The 21337-nt window shown below is 28.9% G+C and carries 15 protein-coding genes; 8 read left to right on the top strand and 7 right to left on the bottom strand.

Going from position 1 to position 21337, the window contains the following annotated elements; genetic code table 11:
* Positions 1–2: 2 nt before the first annotated feature.
* From OZP11_RS09065 to OZP11_RS09055, 3 genes are all read right to left on the bottom strand, one after another.
* A complete protein-coding gene (locus tag OZP11_RS09065; protein WP_281234895.1) occupies positions 3–2207 on the bottom strand; it encodes a lantibiotic dehydratase family protein in 2205 nt (734 codons plus the stop codon).
* 314 nt (positions 2208–2521) lie between these two features.
* Entirely contained in the window at positions 2522–2683 is a 162-nt protein-coding gene (locus OZP11_RS09060) for a hypothetical protein (protein WP_281234894.1), read from the bottom strand.
* A 119-nt stretch (positions 2684–2802) separates the two neighbouring features.
* On the bottom strand, positions 2803–4458 hold the full coding sequence (locus OZP11_RS09055; RefSeq protein ID WP_281234893.1) for a helix-turn-helix domain-containing protein: 1656 nt from the start codon (positions 4456–4458) through the stop codon (positions 2803–2805).
* 426 nt (positions 4459–4884) lie between these two features.
* Here OZP11_RS09055 and OZP11_RS09050 point away from each other — a divergent pair, with 426 nt between their 5' ends.
* From OZP11_RS09050 to OZP11_RS09015, 8 genes are all read left to right on the top strand, one after another.
* Positions 4885–7071: a lantibiotic dehydratase family protein gene (locus OZP11_RS09050; RefSeq protein WP_281234892.1), complete on the top strand. Its 2187-nt coding sequence runs from the start codon at positions 4885–4887 to the stop codon at positions 7069–7071.
* Entirely contained in the window at positions 7068–7988 is a 921-nt protein-coding gene (locus OZP11_RS09045; RefSeq protein ID WP_281234891.1) for a thiopeptide-type bacteriocin biosynthesis protein, read from the top strand. The genes OZP11_RS09050 and OZP11_RS09045 overlap by 4 nt, the downstream gene beginning before the upstream one ends.
* A 1-nt stretch (position 7989) precedes the next feature.
* On the top strand, positions 7990–10170 hold the full coding sequence (locus tag OZP11_RS09040; protein ID WP_281234890.1) for an erythromycin esterase family protein: 2181 nt from the start codon (positions 7990–7992) through the stop codon (positions 10168–10170).
* A gap of 64 nt (positions 10171–10234) precedes the next feature.
* Complete coding sequence (locus OZP11_RS09035) at positions 10235–10393, top strand: class I lanthipeptide (protein WP_281234889.1); 159 nt, start codon at positions 10235–10237, stop codon at positions 10391–10393.
* A gap of 99 nt (positions 10394–10492) precedes the next feature.
* Positions 10493–10642, top strand: coding sequence for a class I lanthipeptide (locus OZP11_RS09030; RefSeq protein WP_281234888.1), 150 nt, complete (start codon positions 10493–10495; stop codon positions 10640–10642).
* Between the two features lie 51 nt (positions 10643–10693).
* Positions 10694–11932 carry a lanthionine synthetase LanC family protein gene (locus OZP11_RS09025; protein WP_281234887.1) on the top strand — a complete coding sequence of 413 codons (1239 nt, stop codon included), beginning with the start codon at positions 10694–10696 and terminating at the stop codon, positions 11930–11932.
* A 102-nt stretch (positions 11933–12034) separates the two neighbouring features.
* Complete coding sequence (locus tag OZP11_RS09020; protein WP_281235516.1) at positions 12035–14227, top strand: peptidase domain-containing ABC transporter; 2193 nt, start codon at positions 12035–12037, stop codon at positions 14225–14227.
* 3 nt (positions 14228–14230) lie between these two features.
* A complete protein-coding gene (locus tag OZP11_RS09015) occupies positions 14231–15523 on the top strand; it encodes an HlyD family secretion protein (RefSeq protein WP_281234886.1) in 1293 nt (430 codons plus the stop codon).
* A 724-nt stretch (positions 15524–16247) separates the two neighbouring features.
* Here OZP11_RS09015 and OZP11_RS09010 read toward each other — a convergent pair.
* The 4 genes from OZP11_RS09010 to OZP11_RS08995 form a co-directional block, all read right to left on the bottom strand.
* The gene (locus OZP11_RS09010; RefSeq protein ID WP_281234885.1) at positions 16248–18413 is read right to left on the bottom strand and encodes a prolyl oligopeptidase family serine peptidase; all 2166 of its coding nucleotides are present in this window, start codon (positions 18411–18413) and stop codon (positions 16248–16250) included.
* A 59-nt stretch (positions 18414–18472) separates the two neighbouring features.
* Complete coding sequence (locus OZP11_RS09005) at positions 18473–18622, bottom strand: hypothetical protein (RefSeq protein WP_281234884.1); 150 nt, start codon at positions 18620–18622, stop codon at positions 18473–18475.
* Between the two features lie 146 nt (positions 18623–18768).
* Positions 18769–20481, bottom strand: a complete 1713-nt coding sequence (locus OZP11_RS09000) for a helix-turn-helix domain-containing protein (protein ID WP_281234883.1) — start codon at positions 20479–20481, stop codon at positions 18769–18771.
* A complete protein-coding gene (locus tag OZP11_RS08995) occupies positions 20471–21337 on the bottom strand; it encodes a thiopeptide-type bacteriocin biosynthesis protein (RefSeq protein ID WP_281234882.1) in 867 nt (288 codons plus the stop codon). The genes OZP11_RS09000 and OZP11_RS08995 overlap by 11 nt, the downstream gene beginning before the upstream one ends.

Genomic DNA, 21337 nt, shown 5'->3' with positions numbered 1-21337 from the left:
TTTTATATTTTTTCTTTGTAATAGGATAATATAATCTGGTTCGAAAAATGATCTCCAGAACTGTTTTCTACAACTGATTTTTCTGTAAATAAAAATTCTTCAAGAAAAAATTCTTCTTCTTGTTTAAGCGATTTTAGGAATAATTCGATACAAATTGACGATTCAAAATCAAATAATAAAGTATTGTCAGAATCAATCCAATTTGCAAATCGTGGAATATTTCTTTCTAATCTCCATTTTAAAAATTCTTCTGTTTTATGATTTTGATTCATAGTGTAAAAAGATCTTATTTCGCTATTCTTAATTTTCCATTTTGCTTTTGAAAGTATAACGTCATTATACAGAACTCTCGGGAAAAAATCATATTGTAACTCCAAAACGCCCCAATAAAAAGAATGAATGGGCTTGGTATCCTGTGAGCAAAGATCACATAAAAAATGATAAATAGGAAGAGAACTCACTGAAGAAAAATTATGTGCGTTTGATAAACAAGGAATTATTTCTTTATTGTATTTTTTGGATCGCAAAATAATTCTATTTGATTTAACAGATAGGTATAAATCTCCTAAATCTAAATTATCTTCCTGAACAACACCGTGTTTGCATAAATAGCTAATTTCATGTTTTCGAAGAACAGGTCTTTTTAATATATTTCCAGTTCGTGCCTCCGGAATGTGTACAATTTCAGCTAAGATTTTATCATGATGATATTCATCTTCTTTTTGAATAATTTCTTTTGTGATATTATATATTTCCCTATTACCATTGCAAAAACGGCCTAATAATTTTGCCGCACTTACATTTCCAGTTGCTGTCAAGGCAATTTGATCTTCATTAAAAAGTTCGATAGTTGCAGAGAAAGTTACGGGAGCATTCTTAATGTTAGAATCAAAATCAGGGAAATCTTTTTCAGATAATACGATATTTTTTTCTTGTTTAAGAATACAATGCTGCAGTTTTTTTTGCAAAATAAAATCGACAGAAGTCCAGGTTTGAATTTTTTCTTTTACTTGTTTGGGCTTAAAAGAAAAATTTTCAAGTATTTCGTTAGTGTCATTCATCTCATGATTTTGCAAATAACCAATTCCTGTTTCAGTATCCAATACAATGCTTAAAGGCAGTTCTTTAGATTCATATCTTTGAATGAAAGCTTTTTTAAAATTCTCCTGATTTTTATTTTTTTTATTTCTCTGATAACCATTTAAAAATTGAATTGCCCTCAACACTTTTTGAGGAATCTTTTTATTTAAGTTATTTTTTAAAGTTGTGATGCTTAGGTCAGTTTGGAAAAGATGCTTTTCATCATAAGCAGTTCCAATTTCTTCTATTGCCTGCTTAATTTCTGTGTAGCTTTCTTCGGCAGGAGATAATGTAAGATCTAAATTAGAAAGTTTAATATTTAGATTTTTAAATAATTCTGTTTCTTTATTAAAAAAAGGAATAGAAGTAAAGGTATCAATAATCCTTTTCCATTCATCATTTCCGCTTACTACAGCATCTAATTCACTAATTAAAAACTGAAAATCAATTAGTTTAAAAACATAGGCTTTTGCTTGTTCTTTTTCAGAATCATTATCTGCTAAAAAAGAAATCATTTCACTTATGGTAATTCCTGATTTTGCCTGATTTAGTATTTCTTCTAATAAATAAGATTTGCGTAATGCAGAAATTTGATGTTCACGTTTTGTGTTGACATATTTGTATTCAATAAATCGATAAAAATCACCGATTTCATAAATTGAAGAGTTAGGAAAAAATTTTAAATGAAACCTGGCTTTGTCACTTTTTGCAATATCCTGGAGCATTGCAACCCAATATTGCATATCAAATTGTGTAAATCGCTTATGTTTATCAAGAGATGCTATCGTAATATTAGTTTCAGAATTCAGTTTTCCTACAGAGCATCCCGCAAATAAACCAAATGGTGTACATCGAGAAGACATTCTTGCTATATATTTTAAAGAAGTAAGTTCCAGAGCTTCTTTTTTTTTGTTAGATAAAGAAGAATCATCTAAGAGCCATTTATCCAATTGTTTTTTTAAATCTGGCGAAGCAAGAGTAATAGCTTCTTTTACTACAGGATTTTTAAAAAATGCTGCGGACTTATCAGGAGAATAATTTTCAATTATCTTAAAATAAGTAGATAATGGAAATATGGGGGTTCTGAGGACGTATTCAGAAAAATATTTGATTTTATAATCTGACATTATTTCTTGTTTTTACTTATTCTTTTTCAGCAAGCTTCATTACATTGAAAAATGTTTAAAACCTTATCGGATTTTGATAATACAGAAAAAGAGGAACTTTCTTATTGTTTGTAGCCGATAGTATAACTTCAATACTATTTGCAGGCTGTAAAAAATAGAAGGAGAATATGCTAAAAATAATTTTATTACTATTTTGGAAATAACTTAAGGAATAAAAAAGGATTCATTATCATGATGTAAAAGCGTTGTGATTCTTAAAATAGCTGATTTGTTCTTATTGCCTTAAAATTCGGCAATAAGAACAGTAAGTAAGATTAGTAGTTTTCTAATTGATTGTCACAATTTCCAGTTGATTTATGCTTAGGGTCAATTGGATCGCTTCCTCCTTTAATTAAATGCAGGGATTTAAATTTGGCGACTTCCATTTTTTCCAGATCAAATTTTTTTATTTCTTTCTTAGATTTAAATAATTTCATGTTTTTAATTTTAAGGATTTAGACAAATATAAATGTTGGTTTTAAAAAACATTATAATTATAATTTCAATTTGTCGAAATTCAGGAATTTCGATACAAAAAATATTGTATATGTTTGTTTTAAAGTTGTTTATTTTTAATTGAATCTTCAAGTTGTTTGATGAAATAAGCAGGTTTTATGCCTGATTTTTTATAAAAAGCAGAAGAAAAAGACTCAGCACTATTAAATCCAAACTCTACAGCAAGTGCCTGAATTGTATATTTTCGCAATTTAGAATCCTTTTTTAAATTTTCCAGCGCATAATCTATTCGTAAGTCATTTATGTATTGTATAAAAAATTTATTTCTGTAACTGTTTACTATTTTAGATAAATATTTAGTATTGGTTTCAAAAACATTCGATAGCGATTGTACGGTAATATTAGGTTTCAAAAAGCCATTTTCTTTCTCAAAAGAATTTAATTTCTTTAAAATTTGTTCGATCAATTCTTCGCTAATTCCAATATCACTGGATTTAGAAATGGCAGTTTTGTTATTATTTGTACTTTCATTTTCTTTTTCCTGAAAATCTTTGTCTGCAGTTTCCTTCATTATTTTTTCAAATCGGGAACGATATTTTTTTTTATGTCGAAATTGATAAAACCCAAACGTCGATACTGTAATTATCCCTAAAATTAGTATGCCATTTCCCCAAAACGATTTCACTTTATCTTCTTTTAAAGATTTAATAATGTTTTCTTTTTCTGATATTAAATGCGGAATATCGTATTCATTTCTTAAAAAAGTATTTAGATTTCTATACTTCTTTTGCAGGACACTATCAATAGCCATATTTTTTGAAATATATTTAAGCTGATTTTCTTTGTCTCCTATATTTTTATAATAACGAATCAAATAAGGATAAGCATCCATAAATTCTGTCGTTATTTCCTTTGTTTTAGAATAGGTAGAATCAACTTTCAGGTAATTTTTTACAGCATTTTCTTTTTGTCCTAATCCATCGTAAGCTTTTCCTAAATAAAAATAACAAGCCAGAGTATTTCCTCCCATATATTTGTACTCTTTCATTTTAGGCAAAGCTTTATAAATACTATCAAGAGCTGCGTTATAATTTTTTTTTAAAACTTGATTTGCTCCTTCATTTAAAACAAATGAATAATGTAAAGCCATATTGTTAGTAAGTTTTGTTTCCCGTAATCCTAATTTATTATAATAGGTTGTCGAATCAATATTTTTTAATGATCTATAAGAGTTAGCCATTCCAAAAATGATATATTGAAAGTTGTTTGCATATTTTTTTGATCTGTAATTTTTTGATCTGTAAAAACGAAAACATTCTTTATATATATCCAGAGCTTCTTTATGATCTCCAAGATCTTCAGATTTAGTGACTGCAATGTAACCTCTTACTACATAATAATAATTTAGGTTTGTTTGAAGTGCTATTTTTTCAGCTAGCTTATAATTGAGCATAGCTTCTTCAAACTTAAACTGTATTTTAAGGAAGTCAGCTTTTTCACAGTATGCAGCGACAGGAAAAGATCTGTCATTTGTACCTGTGGAATATTTTATAACGCTATCAAGATATTGAATTGCTTTATTGGTGTCAGAGTTATAATACAGTAGGGCAGTTAGATAATTACCACGAGCTTTTCTAATCTTATTATTTTCTTTGTAAGCTTTCGCCATGTAGACATCCCTATATAAAATCTGTTTTTTGATATTATTCTCATTATCAAAATAAAGTTTATGTAATTCATCAAAAGATAATTTCATAAGTTCTTGTTTTGATTCTTGAGCCGATAAAAAGATAGGAAATAGTAATAGTGGGGAGATTTTAATGAATTTTAACAAAGTCATAACTATAGGTTTAATACAAAAATAGGGAGATATGTACGAATTTATGCTGTTAAAATATGTATTTTTATTTGTTTGTAAAATTTTGATTATTAGTATTTTATTTTTTTTGTGATACGAAATTCCCGAATTCCCTATCGAAATTCCTGAATTCCGAAGTACATAGTTTGTACAACATTGCATCAATATATAGTTTTGACTTCAGGAAAATGAAACTTTTTGATAATAGGAAATTTTCATTAATACGGATTTTCAAATAATATCTTTTCAGAATCATATTCGTAAAGAAAAAACAAAATTCAGATCTAACAATCACTAATTAAAATAGAATATTTCAAGTTAAAAGTGAATAAAGAAATCAATTACATACCATTCGATAAATACATATTGAGAACTCCCTATCTAACTTTTAATGAAGTAAACGATTTAAATGTAAATAAGGTAAGAGAATTATGTATGAATCCATCAGTCTCGGAGGCAATTTATTTAGCATCACCAGAATTACATCAGGAAATGCTCAAATATTTGCAAAGAGATCATCAGGACGTGGATGAAAAGTTAGTGTTTTCTTTGTTAAAATATTTGCTAAGAATGGGTACACGCTGTACTCCTTTTGGATTATTTAGCGGCTGTTCAGTTGGTAAAATTGAAAATGAAACAAATATTGTTTTAAATAATTCTGTAGACTATAAAAGAGTTACACGTTTAGATATGAATTATTTATGTGCTCTTTCTCAAAAATTAGAATCAGATAAAGAAATCAGAAATGAGCTTTTATATTTTCCAAATACTAGTTTGTATACTATAGGAAATGAAATGAGATATGTTGAATATCAATATGTAGATACCAATAGAAAACATTTTTTAATGTCTATTGATGCTAGTGATTTTATTGATGAAATACTTAAAAAATCAGAAAATGGTATAACAATTAATGAGTTAGTTTCTTTTATAATCGAACCAGAAATTTCATTAGATGCTGCAATAGACTTTGTACATGAATTAATTGATAGTCAGATATTAATTAGTTCGATTTCTCCCACAGTTACCGGCAGAGATTATTTTGAAGTATTGAGAAAAGAAGTGAAATCAAAAACAATTATAAGTAAATTCAATCAAATTAAGGACAAACTGGAAGTATTAGATACTAATAAAAAAGGCGATAACTTATTGTTGTATAGTGAGATAGAAGCAATAGGTTCTTCCTTAGATATTGAAGTAAATAAAAAATATCTTTTTCAAACAGATCTTAATGTGACTTTTAGAGAAAACAGTCTTGATTGTAATATAATTGAAGATGTTAAAGAAGGATTGAAGATATTAAACAAAATATCTTCCAATTTAGAAAATAAGAAATTGAACCATTTTAAAAAGAACTTTCATAAAAGATTTGAAGATGAAGAGGTTCCTTTAGCATTGGCATTAGATGTTGAAACAGGAATTGGATTTGGAGAAGAGCATGAAAATTCGGATGCCTTTAGTATTTCAGAACTGGTAGATGACATATCAATAAAAATTCCGGAGGCGAGAAAAAAAGCGAACACTGTAAAAAAGGTTTCTAGTACAAAATTAAGCAAACTTTTATTGAATAAAATAGTAGCAGGTTTTGATAGTAAAGAAAAATCAATCGAATTAAAAGAAGAAGATTTTGTTGGTTTTAAAGAAAGTTGGGATGAAGTTCCGAATACTTTTTCGTCTGTTATTAAAATTTTTGAAACGGATAAAAACAAACCACTTATCTATTTATCAAATTTTGGAGGCACAACAGCAACCAATTTATTAAGCAGGTTTAGCCATGTTGATGCAGATATATACAGTTTTATTGAAGAAATATTAGTTAAAGAAAATTCTGATAATGCAATTTTTGCTGAAATAGTGCACCTGCCTCAAGCGAGAGTTGGAAATGTGTTATCCAGATCTAATTTAAGGAATTATGAAATTCCTTATCTGGCTAAAAGTGCGCTGCCAAGAGAAAGACAATTACCGATATCAGATCTTATGGTTTCTTTAAGAAATGGACATATTGTACTAAGGTCGAAGACGAAAAACATAGAAGTCATTCCAGTTTTGTCAAATGCCCATAATTTTAATGCAGACCCATTGCCTATATATAGCTTTTTAACTGAAATACAAGCTCAAAATTCCAGATCTTATTTTGGATTTGACTGGGGAGATATCTTAATAAATCAGCCTTATTTACCGAGGGTAATGTATAAGAATATCATTTTTTCATTAGCAACATGGAAATTTAAAAAAGAAGAACTTTTGGAGTTAAAAACAATTGAACAACTGAACAAATGCAGAAAAATTAAATGTATTCCAGACAGAGTTCAGATAATTGATTTTGACAATAATTTATTTGTTGATTTTAAAAATGAATTAAGTTGTAAAATGTTCTTGTCTGTAATTAAAAACAAAGAATCTTTGATTATTAAAGAGTATTTATTTAATGAAAATAAGGCGCTTATAAAAAAGAATGAAAAAGCTGTAGAAAATGAATTTATCCTTTCATTCTATAAAGAAATGTTATGAAAAATAGTGTAGATGTGCCAACACGATCGTTTATAGTTGGAAGTGAATGGTTGTATTACAACCTGTATTTAGGACCTGAGACATCTGATAAGTTTTTGATTTTTAAACTTTTACCACTAACACAAAACCTGATTGAGGAAGGTATTATAGATAAATGGTTTTACATACGATATAGTGATGAAAATGGCTTTCACTTAAGAGTACGATTTCATTTGTGTGACACAAAAAACTGCAGCAAAATTATTTTAAAGTTTTATGACCTGGTTGCGCCTTATTTAAATGAAAGGTTGATATCTGACATTACTATTAACACCTATAAAAGAGAATTAGAAAGATATGGATTTAGTACTATTGAAGAATTTGAATCATTATTTTTTATCAACAGTCAGCTCATATTAAAATTAATAATTCTGGCAGAAGATAGTCAGGAAAACAGGTGGCTTTACGGTATGAAAGCAATAGATGCTTTTTTAGAAAACTGCGGTTATAGTTTGGGGCAAAAAAAAGACTTACTGGAATCGTTAAAAATAAATTTTGGGAATGAATTTGGGATCGATAAAGAAATCAGAAAGCAATTAAGTAAAAAATACAGGGATAATAAATATAAAATTGAAGCTGTTTTTAATGATGAAAACCCAGAACTAGACGCTTTAATTAAAGTATTCGTAGAAGAAAGTAAGGTGTATTTTGCTATAATACTCAAAAAAATGAAAGTTGATATTTTGGATAAATCTATAGTTATAGAAAATTTTCTTGCTAGTTACATACATATGCATTGCAACAGGCTTTTTAAATCCAAACAGCGTAAGAATGAATGGGTTTTATATGATTTATTATATGAATATTATTATAGTCAAATAGCAAGATTCAAATATTCTTCAATAAGAGAAGAGCAGAAAAATGCAATACGAAACTAAAATGAGAAATATATTTTTAATAATAATTTTTAATATTTTTTATTTTGTTGGTAATACGCAAAATTTCAATCCGAAAATTTTGAATTTACCTGAAAATCCTTCAAATGACGATTTTTCTTTTTTAAAGGAAGAATTAAAAGGTGTACAGGTGCTAATGTTGGGAGAGAAAACACATTATGATGGAAATGTTTTTGAGATGAAAACTAAGATCATTCAATATTTGCACCAGGAACTCGGTTTTAGTACCATCGCATTTGAATCTGGAGTTTATGATGTTTGGAAAGCTCAGAATGAAATTAAGAAAGGAACCAACACGTTATTGGCTTTTAAAAATTCATTATTTCCCGTCTGGTCCAATAGGAAAGAGTTTCAAAGTTTTGTTCAATTTTATGATACAAACAAATTAAATATAAAATTGTTTGGCTTTGATAATCAAATTACAGGAAAATATGGAGATGAAAACTTATTTATTGATTTGTTTGAATATTGCAACAAAAATCAATTAGAGCTTAAATTAGATAGGGGAGATTTAGAATTACTGATTGAATCAATTAATTACTCTTTTGTTTTTGATGAAAATGATATCACGTACAGCCAGTATAAATCATCTCTTGAAAATTTACTAAAAGCAATTGCCAAAAAGCCCAAAACCGAAACAAATTTTTATTGGGCGCAAATAATAAAGAGTTTGCTGGTATTGGGAGAAAATTCATATTCAAAAAAAACACAAATTTTAAGTCCCTATAATACAACATCTGATGACAATGTAAGAGATAAACAGATGGCGGATAATCTATTGGAGTATATTAAAAATCATAAGGATGAAAAGATAATTTGCTGGGGGGCAAATCAACATTTTGTCAATAATATGTCTTCTGTAACAAATCCTGTTCTCAAAGATTTTGTTCCTATGGGGACTTATATAAAAAAAGCGTTAAAGGAAAGGGTGTATAGTTTAGCAGCCGTGACTGCATACGACTCGATTTTTTTAGGAGGAAAATGGAATAACACTTTAATAGATAATAAGTCTTTTGAATATTATTTAAGAGGCAAAAACATTCCTCATATGTTTGTTTCATCAAAACAAGAGGGAATGGAAAAACCACAGTTAAACAGGTTATTTTCTCCTGAGGTTTTTGTTTATGCAGGATTAAATTCAATTCATGACGGTTATTTTTATTTTAATAAAGTAAATCAATCTACTTTGGTCGAAAGTGTTGAATATGAATTGTATAAAGCTGAAAACAGTATTGAAAAGAGTGATAATAGCATACAGATCATAGGTAATCAAAAACAAAGTAAGGAAAAAAGCATTGCCTTAAACGAAGTTATTATTCGAGGAAGAAAATATCCTTACAGTATTGTAAAAAAAGCAATTATAAATAAAAAAAATAATTACCCATTAAAAGATTTTAATTCAGAATTGCTTTCAAATATTAATGTTAAAGTTCGGGACACTACTATGCTGGACCTTGATTTTATTGCAAAGCAATATGAATTTGGTTATGACAAGATAAATCGAAGTTACCATCAGTTAAAAGAGATACGCTGGAATATAAAAAATGGATATAGTCCGAAAAGTTTGAATTCTGATTTTTTTTATGTCTATCGCAGTAACCCTATAATTTTTGGCAAGTATCTGGATGAGAAAAAATTTAAAAAATTTGTTTTTACAGAAGATGATGACATAATTTATAATAACAAGGAAGTTTATGTAATACATTTTTCTACACTTCGGGATCAATATAGTTATACTCAGAGGAATTTTTTGTGTGATTTTTCAGGAACATTGTACATAAATAAGGATGATTATGCAATTGTAAAAATAATTGAGAAATGGGAAATTAAAAAATACGACAGCAGTTTTGATAAAATGATAGAATTGCAAGGCTGGCAAAAAAAATATATTCAAAAAGAATCTACATTAGAGATTATTGAGACTGATTTTAAAAAAATTGAGGGACTTTATTATGTTAGTGAAATGAAAAATAATATTTATGGTAACATAGTAGACAAGGATAATGGCATTCACCCATTTCAAATTGTAGTCAATTCATTTTGGAATGATTTTAATATTCGCAATCCTGAAAAATTCACCTACCATCAAGAGCAGACTTTATTTGAGAAAGCGCAATACAGCAAAGCATTTTGGGATAATTATAATCTTCTCAATAAGTTATAGAATACTTTAGGAGCAAGCTGAAAATCCTTAAAACAGAGTAGGCTAAACATAACATTATTTCAAAATGAAAAAATTGCAATTAAACAAAAAAACAATTTCAGTATTAGATATGAAAGAAATGAAAACTGTAAATGGTGGATTTACATCAATTTATAGTTGCATTGCCTCAGATAATGATCGCGCTTGTTGTCGTCGTGCGGCCGCAGAAGAGTTGGATCATTGACATAATTAAATTTTAATAAAGAATAAATCTGCGCAGGTTTTAGGAAGCAGCTGAAAATCCTATATAACAGAGTAAGCAATAAATATAATTTTATTTACCATGAAAAAATTACAATTAAACAAAAAAACAGTTTCAGTATTAGACAAAAAAGAAATGAAAACAGTAAACGGTGGATTCTTATCAATTTTCAGCTGTAGTGCTTCTAATGGAGACAGAGGTTGCTGCCGTCATGAAGAGCAAAATTACTAAATAGTTTTTAGCAGGTGCTTGTAAACAAGCACCTGTTTTTTAATGTACAAAATGAATCAAGCTTTAGTTGAAGAAATGGATAGTTTATTTAAGAAAATTGATAAAATTTTATTTGCTTCTGCAAAAAAAATGTCGAATCCTGTAATTAATCATGACTTGGGAGTTTTGATTTATTTTGCTGCGAGATACAAAATAAATAAGGAGCAGTTATATAAAAAAAGATGTATTTATTTATTAAATAAATTTGTAGCTATTTTTAATGATCATGAATTTTCAAGAGGATCATTTGATGGATTTGAAAGTGTTTTTCTAACTATCGAATATCTAAAGAAATGCGAAATTATTGATGATGCGAGCTCTTTTCTGGAAGAACTGGAAGATAATTTATATCAATCTATAATGAATGATATAGAAGAGAATATGTTTGAAGTTTTTTACGGAAGTATAGGTAAAATACAATATTTTCTGGATGAAGATAAAATTAAGGAAGATAAAATTTCTAATCTCATTAATCTATTTGTGAATTCTTTATGGGAAAGCAGAAAAGAAATTGAAGGCCAGATTTATTGGATTGATAAAGTGAAATATGATGAAAAATTAGAAGTCATAGATCTTGGTATGGCACATGGTATCTGTTCTGTTTTGATTTTTTTTGTAAAGCTAAAAGAACTTCAGTTTAGCAATCCCTATTTAGATAATTTAATTTCAGGACTTATAAAAACTTTTAAAAATGCAGAAAATGCAGTTAAAGGAACTTCTTTCTTTCCAGATGTCTATAGTATAAAAAACAAACACCTTAATTTAATTAATAGCAGACCTGCCTATTGTGTTGGGGACTTGCCAATTTCTTATGCATTTTGTTATGCCGGCAGAGTTTTAAACAATGAGGATTTGATTCAATATTCTAAAAAAATAATAAAAGTAAATGCTCATGCTACAGTGTCAACTTCTTCATTATACTATTTTGAAGAGCATGATTTTTTTGATATTGGATTTTGTCATGGAATAAGTAGTTTTTTATTTCTATTTCATAAAATAAACAGATATCATGAAAATGATTTTATAGATTTTAAAATAGAGTATTGGAAGAAAGAATTAATTAAGAACATTTCTAAAATTATAAAAATAAAAGGGACCATTTATTATTCTCATCCTTATAATGAAGTAAGATATAAAGTTCCGGTTAATAAAAATTCCTTTTTAAATGGGTTATCTGGTGCTGCTTTAGCTTTATTAGCCATAGAGTATAATGAAACGGATTGGAGCAGATTTCTATGTCTTAATGAATAAATTGCTTATTTATATGTGACAAATTCTGTAGGTAAACAAAGAGTGTTTTTAAATTAATTTTAGTTAAAGAAGGTTATAAGCCTTTGAAAAATAATGAATAAGATGAATGGATTCCCATTTTTAATACAAGCCGATGCTAAAGATTGTGGGCCAACTTGCATAAAAATAATTGCAAAACATTATGGCAAAACTATTCATATTCAGGATTTAAGAAACTACAGCGAAACGACTCGTGAAGGAAGTAATTTGCTTTTTTTAAGTGATGCTGCTGAAAAGATTGGTTTTAGGACATTGGGTATTAAAACAGATGCAGATACATTAAGTGAGATTCAATTACCGTCCATTCTGCATTGGAATAAAGACCATTATGTGGTATTGTATAAAATCAAAAAAGAGATCTATTATATTTCAGATCCTGCTTTTGGTTTGATAGAATATAATAAAGAAGATTTTATTAAATTCTGGATCGGAAATAATGCAGATGAATCGACTCAGGAAGGAATTGCATTATTGCTGGAGGTCACACCACAATTTTTTCAATCAAATTTTGATAAAGAAGAAAACAAAGGATTAGGTTTCGCATTGCTGTCTCAATATGTATTAAGGTATAAATCATTTTTGATACAACTTAGTATAGGCTTGTTTTCGGGGAGTTTATTACAGCTTATTTTTCCGTTTTTAACACAAAGTATTGTAGATGTTGGAATACAAAATCAAAACATCAGCTTTATCTATTTAATTCTTTTCGCACAATTATTTCTTTTTGCAGGAAAAACAGGTATAGAGCTTATAAGAAGCTGGATATTGCTGCATCTTTCAACACGAATAAGTATTTCGCTAATTTCAGATTTCTTTATAAAATTAATGAATCTCCCTATTTCGTTTTTTGATGTTAGAATGACCGGAGATATTATGCAGCGTATTAATGATCATCACAGAATAGAGAAAATACTGACCACATCATCATTAAATGTTTTATTTTCTGTATTAAACATGGTCGTTTTAGGTGGAGTCTTGGCGTATTTTAACCTGCAGATCTTTTTTGTGTTTTTTGCGGGGAGTATACTTTATTTTGGATGGATTACTTTATTTTTGAAACGACGAGAAGCTATTGATTATAAGCGTTTTGCTGAGGTTTCTAAAGAACAGAGCAAAGTAATGGATCTTATTAACGGAATGCAGGAAATCAAGCTCCATAATGCTGAAAAACAAAAACGTTGGAGTTGGGAATACGTTCAGGCAAGATTGTTTAGGGTTTCTATCAAAGGATTAATTTTAGAGCAGGCTCAGTCTACGGGATCTTCAGTAATCAACGAATTAAAGAATATTTTTATAACATTTCTATCAGCCAAATTGGTCATAGATGGTTCAATTACACTCGGAATGATGTTGGCGATCAATTCGATTGTTGGAAGTTTAAACGGCCCCATAGCACAACTCATTCAGTTTGTTCGTGAGTTTCAAGATGCTAAAATTTCATTGGCAAGATTATCAGAGATTCATGAAAAAGAAGATGAAACACAAGCAGAAGAACATCAAACCAGTGAAGTTCCGTATGATTCAGATATTAATATCAGGAATCTTTCGTATCGCTATCTGGGAGCAGATCGTCCTGTTTTAGATAATTTGACTTTGAAGATTCCGGCTAATAAAGTAACCGCAATCGTAGGTGTCAGCGGAAGCGGAAAAACTACTTTAATGAAATTACTACTCAAATTTTATGTACCTGAAAAAGGAGAAGTTACTATTGGCAATGCAGAATTAAAAAACATTTCGCAAAAAGCCTGGAGATCTAATATTGGAGCGGTTATGCAGGAAGGATTTATTTTTAGCGATACCATTGCTAATAATATAGCTGTTGGTGTTGATAAAGTAGATAAAGAACGTTTGGTTTATGCCGCAGATGTAGCTAATATAAAAGAGTATATTAGTGAACTCCCTCTGGGATATAATACAAAAATTGGTACTGAAGGATTAGGAATGAGCACCGGGCAGAAACAAAGATTATTAATTGCAAGAGCAGTTTATAAAAATCCTGAAATATTATTCTTTGATGAAGCTACATCTGCTTTAGATGCTAATAATGAAAAAGAAATTATGCAAAAATTAGATGTTTTCTTTAAAGACAAAACCGTTGTTGTGATTGCACATCGATTAAGTACCGTAATGAATGCAGACCAAATTGTAGTTCTAGACAAAGGAAAAATTATCGAAATAGGAAATCATGCTGCATTGGTGGAACAAAAAGGAAATTATTTTGAGCTCGTTCGTAATCAATTACAATTAGGAAATTAAATCATGGCTGAAGATATTACATTTGAATTAAGAAGTGAGGAAGTTCAAGACATTCTAACCAAAGTACCACATTGGATGATAAGGTGGGGCACCGTTTTGATATTTGTCATTATTTTTATGCTGTTTTTTGTATCCTGGTTTATCAAATATCCAGATGTTGTAACGACCGAAATTATAATTACAACTAATATTCCACCCGAAAAAATAGTTTCAAAGACCTCGGGTAGAATTGAAGTGATTTTAGTTAAAGACAAATCGATTGTGTCAAAAAACAGTACGCTGGCTATTATTGAAAACACTGCCAGTTATAAAGATGTTTATTTGTTGAAAAGTATTGTGGATCAATATAATATCAATGATCCTAAAAAAGAGTTCCCTTTTGCTTTGCTAAAAGGTACGCAATTAGGTGAAATAGAAAGTGCCTTTGCTGTTTTTAAAAAAGATTACCAAGCAGAGCAGTTAAACGAAAAACTGCAGCCTTTTGAAGTAGAAAATCGGGCTCAGATTTCTGAAAAAGTTCAAATCAAAGAAAGACTGGATATTCTTCAGCAGCAAAAAGTAATTAATGAAAGCGAATTACAGCTCCAAAAGAATGAGATTGTACGTTTTGAGACGTTATTCAATAAAGGAATTATTTCGGCTCAGGAAATGGAAGTGAAGAAGCTGACCTATCTTCAGGCTCAAAAAAGTTATAGAGGCCTTTTATCTTCTATTTCTCAGTTAAAGTCTTCTTTGATTGATAACTCGAAATTAAGTCAGAATACACAAATAAGCGGTACTAAAGAAGAAGTTACTTTAGGAAGAAACATGGCACAATCTTTCTATCAGCTAAAAAAAGTAATAAAAGACTGGGAATTGACCTATGCTTTAAAGTCATCTGTAAGTGGTGTGGTTACTTTTCTGCAGGTTTGGATAGAAAATCAGACCATAACTGTTGGAGATAATGTCTTTTCTATAATTCCAAATACAAAAAATGGTTTGATCGGAAAAGTAAAAGCCCCAGCTTTAAATTCAGGAAAAATAAAGGTAGGACAAATTGTAAATATCAGATTAGCAAATTATCCTGATAGAGAATTTGGCGTATTAAAAGGCAGAATAAAAAACATATCCCTTGTTCCGGATAAAGATGGAAATCTTTTATTGGATATTGCACTTCCAAACGGATTACAGACTTCTTATAAAAAACAAATTCATTTTCAACAGGAAATGAAAGGCAGTGCTGAAATTGTGACCGAAGATTTGAGATTGATAGAAAGAATTTTGTATCAGTTTAAAAGTGTTTTTCAGCAAGTCTAAAATAATAAGTGTGCATACAACTTATATGAAATACGACATTATATTCGTTCATAATACCCAATAGCACTACTCAATTGCAACATTGACAGTACTTCGCAACCAAATAAAACAGCAATTAGTCAAGATTTTGCCACTAGACTTTTGTACGGTTTTGAAAATATTGAAAACAGCATTAAAAGACAAAACTCTGTAAACTTTCTGATCTGTAGTGTTTTCTGTGAATTTAAGCCTTTTTTTAAACTTTGAAAAGTCTCACTTTAAGCTCTCAGCGGAGGAAGAGGCTCCGCAGTCTTTATCGCAATCCCGCTAAATATGGGCATTATTCATCATTTTTCAGAACAGGTACACCTATAGGTACAGTACAAATTTGTGCTCTCAATAGTTAATGGCAAAAGTACGAAATTTCAGGGATTTGATGTGCCTAAAGTTGATATTTTTGTTATTGTACTTGTTTGAAACTGCAGATCAAAAACAAAGCTTGACTTAAGTTTTATTCGAAATACTGATGAAGCATCGTCTGCGCAATAATCACTTTGTATTTCGAATCAAATAGTAGGTTTTATTGGATTTTCTATTTTTTAATCCTCTAGCTACGATTCTACCACCAGGATTATTTAGATGAGATATTTATAAAATTTGCTTTAGCTTTTAGTGGAAGAAAAGGTATCAAGTCCATAATGATATTTAATTTTTTGTTCTGCTACTAGAGTATGTGATTTTTATATTATTTTATTAATTTAAATCCAGGACTGCCCATTTGCCATAGCGCAAATGCATATTGATCAGCAAAATCACTATATAATTGCAGATTGGAGTTGTCTAATCCGTGGCCAGCATTGTAGTCAACTGCAAAAATAACAGGATTTTTTGATGCTGTTGAAACTTTTAATCTTGCCACGAACTTACCTGAAATCCATGGAGCTACACGGGCATCGTTCATACCGGTAGTTATTAAACAAGCAGGGTATTTTACTCCATTTTTAATATGTAGGTAAGAATCCATTTCAATAAGCGCTTCATGCTCTTCTTTTATTTCTGGATTACCAAATTCTTTCATACAATTTGGTCCATTTGGAGTTTCTTTAAGTCTCTCTGTGTTTAATTCTCCATTTTTGCAGATCATTACTTTAAATAAATCAGGTCTTTCAGTAATTGCTCTGCCTACTAAAATACCTCCGGCGCTGCCACTGGTTATGGCAATTCTTTCTTTTGATGTAATTTTTTCCTTTATCAGATATTCAGCCGTGGAGATCAAATCTTTCCAGGTATTTGGTTTTGTTGATTTATATCCGTTCTTATACCAATTATCTCCTTTTTCACTGCCGCCTCTTACATGAGATTCTACAAAGACACCGCCGTTTAAAACCCAGGTTAAATAAATAGTTCTGAATCTTGGTTTCATTGAAATCCCGAATGAACCGTATCCATCAATTAGAATATTGTTCATTTGATCTTTTTTAAGGCCTTTTTTGTAAATTAATGATACCGGAACCATAGCACCATCATGTGATGGAATTTCTATTTCTTCTACAACGAAATCTTTAAACTCCGGATAAAGGATTGGTGCTGTAACATTTGCTTCGGTAAAACTGCCCTTTACAGCATCGTAGCTGTATCTGGACTTAGAATTTAGCCATCCGCTAATGCTTACCCATAAGCCGGAATCAGAGCTGTTTTTGTTTTGTATAGAGATAGCTCCGGCTTTTATTGGTAATTGTATTTGTTTTATTACATTATCTTTTTTCTGATAAAGTCTGGCTTCAACTCCATTTTTAGTTGTAGAGTAAAATAGTCCTTCTTTATTAATAATATAATCTTCAATAGATTCTATTTGATTTTCTGCTGCAACAACTTCTGGATTTTCAAAATCAGGATTGTTTATAGTAGTTTTAATAATCTTAAAATTGGGTGTGTATTTTGATGAAACACAGTATAAATCATCGTTGATTATTTTTGGATTTAAGAGTCCGTCTTCTTTTTTATATAATGGTTTCCAGTTTATTTTTGGATTGTTTAATTCTTCAATATTGGCATAATAATAGTCTTCATAGGTTGTGGCACCGCTTAAACTGCCTGTTATATACTTATCGTTAGAGTCAAAATCGTATACTACAGGAAAATCGGCATCCGTGATTTTAATTTCAGGATTATTACTTTTTGAAAATATTATTGTATGCTTTTTCGGATTATCACCTAGTTTATAGATAACTGATTCTGTATTTAATATATAGTTTTTGTCTTTTGTATCAATTACAGGTATGTGAATGTAAACGATTCCGGAATCATCTAAAAGCCACTTTACACCCGCTAATGCAGATGGCCAGCATTGTGTTATTATTTCAGGAAGTAAAGTTTTTTTAGTTACATCAAGAAAGGCTATATCTCCAATTTCTTCTCCATTTTTAGACAAACCTATTGCTACTATATTGTTATTACGTGAAGGTTTTAAGTAAGTTATTGAGTAATTACTGCCTGATTCTTTTTTATAATCTGCAGGGTCAAAAAGCAAAATTTCTTTTGCTTTTTCCCCATTTTTATAATAAAGTTTTCCTGTTTTATCAGTATTAAATTTCTTTAAATAGAAAGAGTAATTGTTGGTTGAAATATTAAGTAAAGTTATATCAAATAAATTTCTTTTTTCTAATTCAAGTAATTTTTCAAGTATTTCTTTTCTACCTGAAATATTATCTAATAGTTTCCTGCTTTCTATACTATTTTGTTTGAACCATTTTTGTACCAGCATATCATTTGGATTTTCCATATATCGATACGGATCATTAATTACTTTGTTATAATAATTGTCAGTAAATGGTTTTTCGGTCAAAGTAATTTCTTGGGCAGCTGAAATATTTGTGAAAACAAAAGCACAGATTAAAAAGAATAATTTCATTATAAATGTTTTTAAATATTTAACTTCAACAAACTTTACTTTCAAAGAATTTTAATAGTTTACTGTCCGGAATTTGTTGGAGGGGTAATTGTTCCAGTATTACCATCGTTAACATCGCCGCCAATTATTGTCTGCATGTTTTTAAATTCAGCTACTTTAAATTTGTCTAATGATAATTTTTTGACAGCTTTTGCTTCTTTCTTTTTCATAATTTTTAAATATTATAATTGATTTTCAGCGAATGTACTGCCTGCTGTTTACAGTTGAAAATTGTTATTATCGATATTTATAAATATAGACCCGGGGTATTTGTAACAAATTAATTGCTATGATGTTAGAAGATGTTTTTTTAGAACTATTTTTCACTGTTTTTTATGAAATAAGAAGGCTGGTATCCTGTTTTTTTCAAGAAAGCTTTTGAAAAAGATTCAGAGTTACTAAATCCAACTTCTTCTGAAATTGCTTTTATAGAATAATTTCTAAATTTTTTATCCACACTTAATCTTGTAATAGTATGTTCTATTCTTAGATCATTAATATATTTGCTGAAATTTTTATTCTTATATTGATTTATGGTTTTGGACAAGTAAGTACTATTGGTTTCGAGTTTTCTTGCAAAATCAATTTGATTTATATTTGGTTCGAGATAGCCTTTATTTTTTTCAAATTCTTCCAGTTTTTTTAATATTTCAATTGCTTTTTCTTTTGGAAGATCTACTGTTTTAGTTGTATTTTCTTTTAATTCGATAACTGATTCACTTTTAACAATTGATTCCGTTATTACAGCATTTTTATTTTGCTCCTGATAGGTTTTAACTAATTCTTTAACTCTGTTCTCGTAAACGATTTTTTCTCGTTTTGTTTTCGATAAATAAAAAAGAGAAAGACCTAATCCTATAAAGAAGAAAAAAACAATACCAATATAAATTTGTTTTTCTCTGTTTATTTTTGAAATTATTTTTTCTTTCTCTGATAATAAATGTGGCCGTTCATAATTTTTATTGATATGATCTTCTAAAATAATTCCGTTTTGATTTAAATAGGAATCTATTTCAATTAATCTGTTTAAGTAATACAATTGTTTGTCATTTTGTTTTAGTTTTTTACTAATTTCAATTAAACGAACACAATTATTATGTAAATCGGCTGTATTTGAACCACTTTTGACTAATATAGAATCTGCTTTTTCAAAGTAATTTTGAGCTTCAATTATATTTTTTTCATGTTGTAAAATATTTTCTCCTCTGTAATAATAACTAATTGCTAAATTCAGTTTATCACTGCCCGATGTTAACATTTTAATTGCTTTATCCAAAAGAATGCTGCTTTTAGTATATTGTTTTTTAAAATGACAGCATACGCCCTCATACATAATAGAATATTGATAAAACCGATTATCCGGCTTAATTTGTTTTTGCAGTATTTTAATATAATATAAAGCAGTGTCAATTTCTTTTAGACGAATATATATATCAGATAAAATCCAGGTAGTATATAGATAATCTATTGAATTAGTGTTTTTAGATTTAAAATAATCGTAATTTTTTTTAATTAAAGACAAAGCTTCCCCGGGTCTTCCGAGTTCAATTTTAATCAAGGCTATTTGTTGATTAACAATCAAATTTTGTTCGATATTGTCTTTCTTCAAAGAATATTTTTCTGCTTCAAGTATATTGGTAAGAGAGGATTTTAAATCCATATTTTTCATTAAAAAACTACTCTTTAAAATATAGCCTTTTGCAGGATAATAAAAATCGCTGCTGTTTTTAGTGAGCGCTATAATAGAGTCAGAACACTTTAATGCAGTTTTATCATCGGCGCAAGATATCGCATATAAATATAATCCGTTGGCGCGAATGATTTTATCATTTTGAAGTATCGATTTTTTGTAATAAGTTTTCGCGTACAGTTTTTTTGTTTTATTATTCGAAAAAGAATTTTCAAAACGTTTTTCCAATTCTATGAAAGATGTATTCTTTAATGAATCAGGGATAATGAAAGTTTCTTTTCTTTGAGAAAATAAAACTGTTGTGCAAAGCAGTAAAACAAGCAGGAAGTTATTTTTCATTTTTAGCAGCAATACTTTTGTAATATCTAGTCATAAAATCATAACAAAGCATCTCATATTGTCTTTGTTTTGATCTGAATATTCGATTAACGTTCATATGGATAATGGAGGAAATAAGGTTTTCTAAAACCAGAGATGGTTTTTTATTTATGATTTCATTTATTACTAAAATTTCTTTTTGGGTTATTTTAAACATTTTTATTATTCCTTCCAGATAAAAAGGTTCTTTTTTTTCTTGTAGATATAACTCGATTTCTTTTCGGTATGTTCGATATAGCTGATTTAAATTTTGGTTATTTTTTTTGTTAATGTAATGTTCAGTTTTGTAATTCTCTTCCATAGATTTTACAAAATTAATTCGATCCTCAAATGAAATTTGAAAATGCTCTAATAAGTCATCAATCATTAATAGAGAAGCAAATATCCTGGCTATTTCATCATTTTCTTTTGTGGTGTTAGAAATAAGTTTTACAGTTTTTTTACTTTGATAATAAAATAACTTTTCGACTAGTTCAATTGTTGTTTCTCCATATCGTTCAATTTCTCTTTTGTAAGTTGCAGTTACTATATCATCTGCCAGATCTTTTTCTATCAAATCTCTAAAATTTTCATGAACTAAAAATAGTATTTTCTGAATTTTATTTTCATTTATTTGAAAGCGAATTCTTAAATGATTTTTAGGATCATTATAACGTATAAAAAACCATTGCTTAATAAGTTTTTTTTTGCGAAGTTTTTTTGCGATTGGTAAAATACTTTCTTTTAGAATTTTGTCTGCAGAATAATTTCCACAATAAATTTTGTAGTAAAGCCAATTTTCTCCCAAAATAAAAGTTCTTTTTACTTTTTGACTCAT

Source organism: Flavobacterium gelatinilyticum, from assembly GCF_027111295.1.
In the GTDB taxonomy this organism is placed as follows: Bacteria; Bacteroidota; Bacteroidia; order Flavobacteriales; family Flavobacteriaceae; genus Flavobacterium; species Flavobacterium gelatinilyticum.
This window is presented reverse-complemented; position numbering and strand designations above follow the sequence as displayed.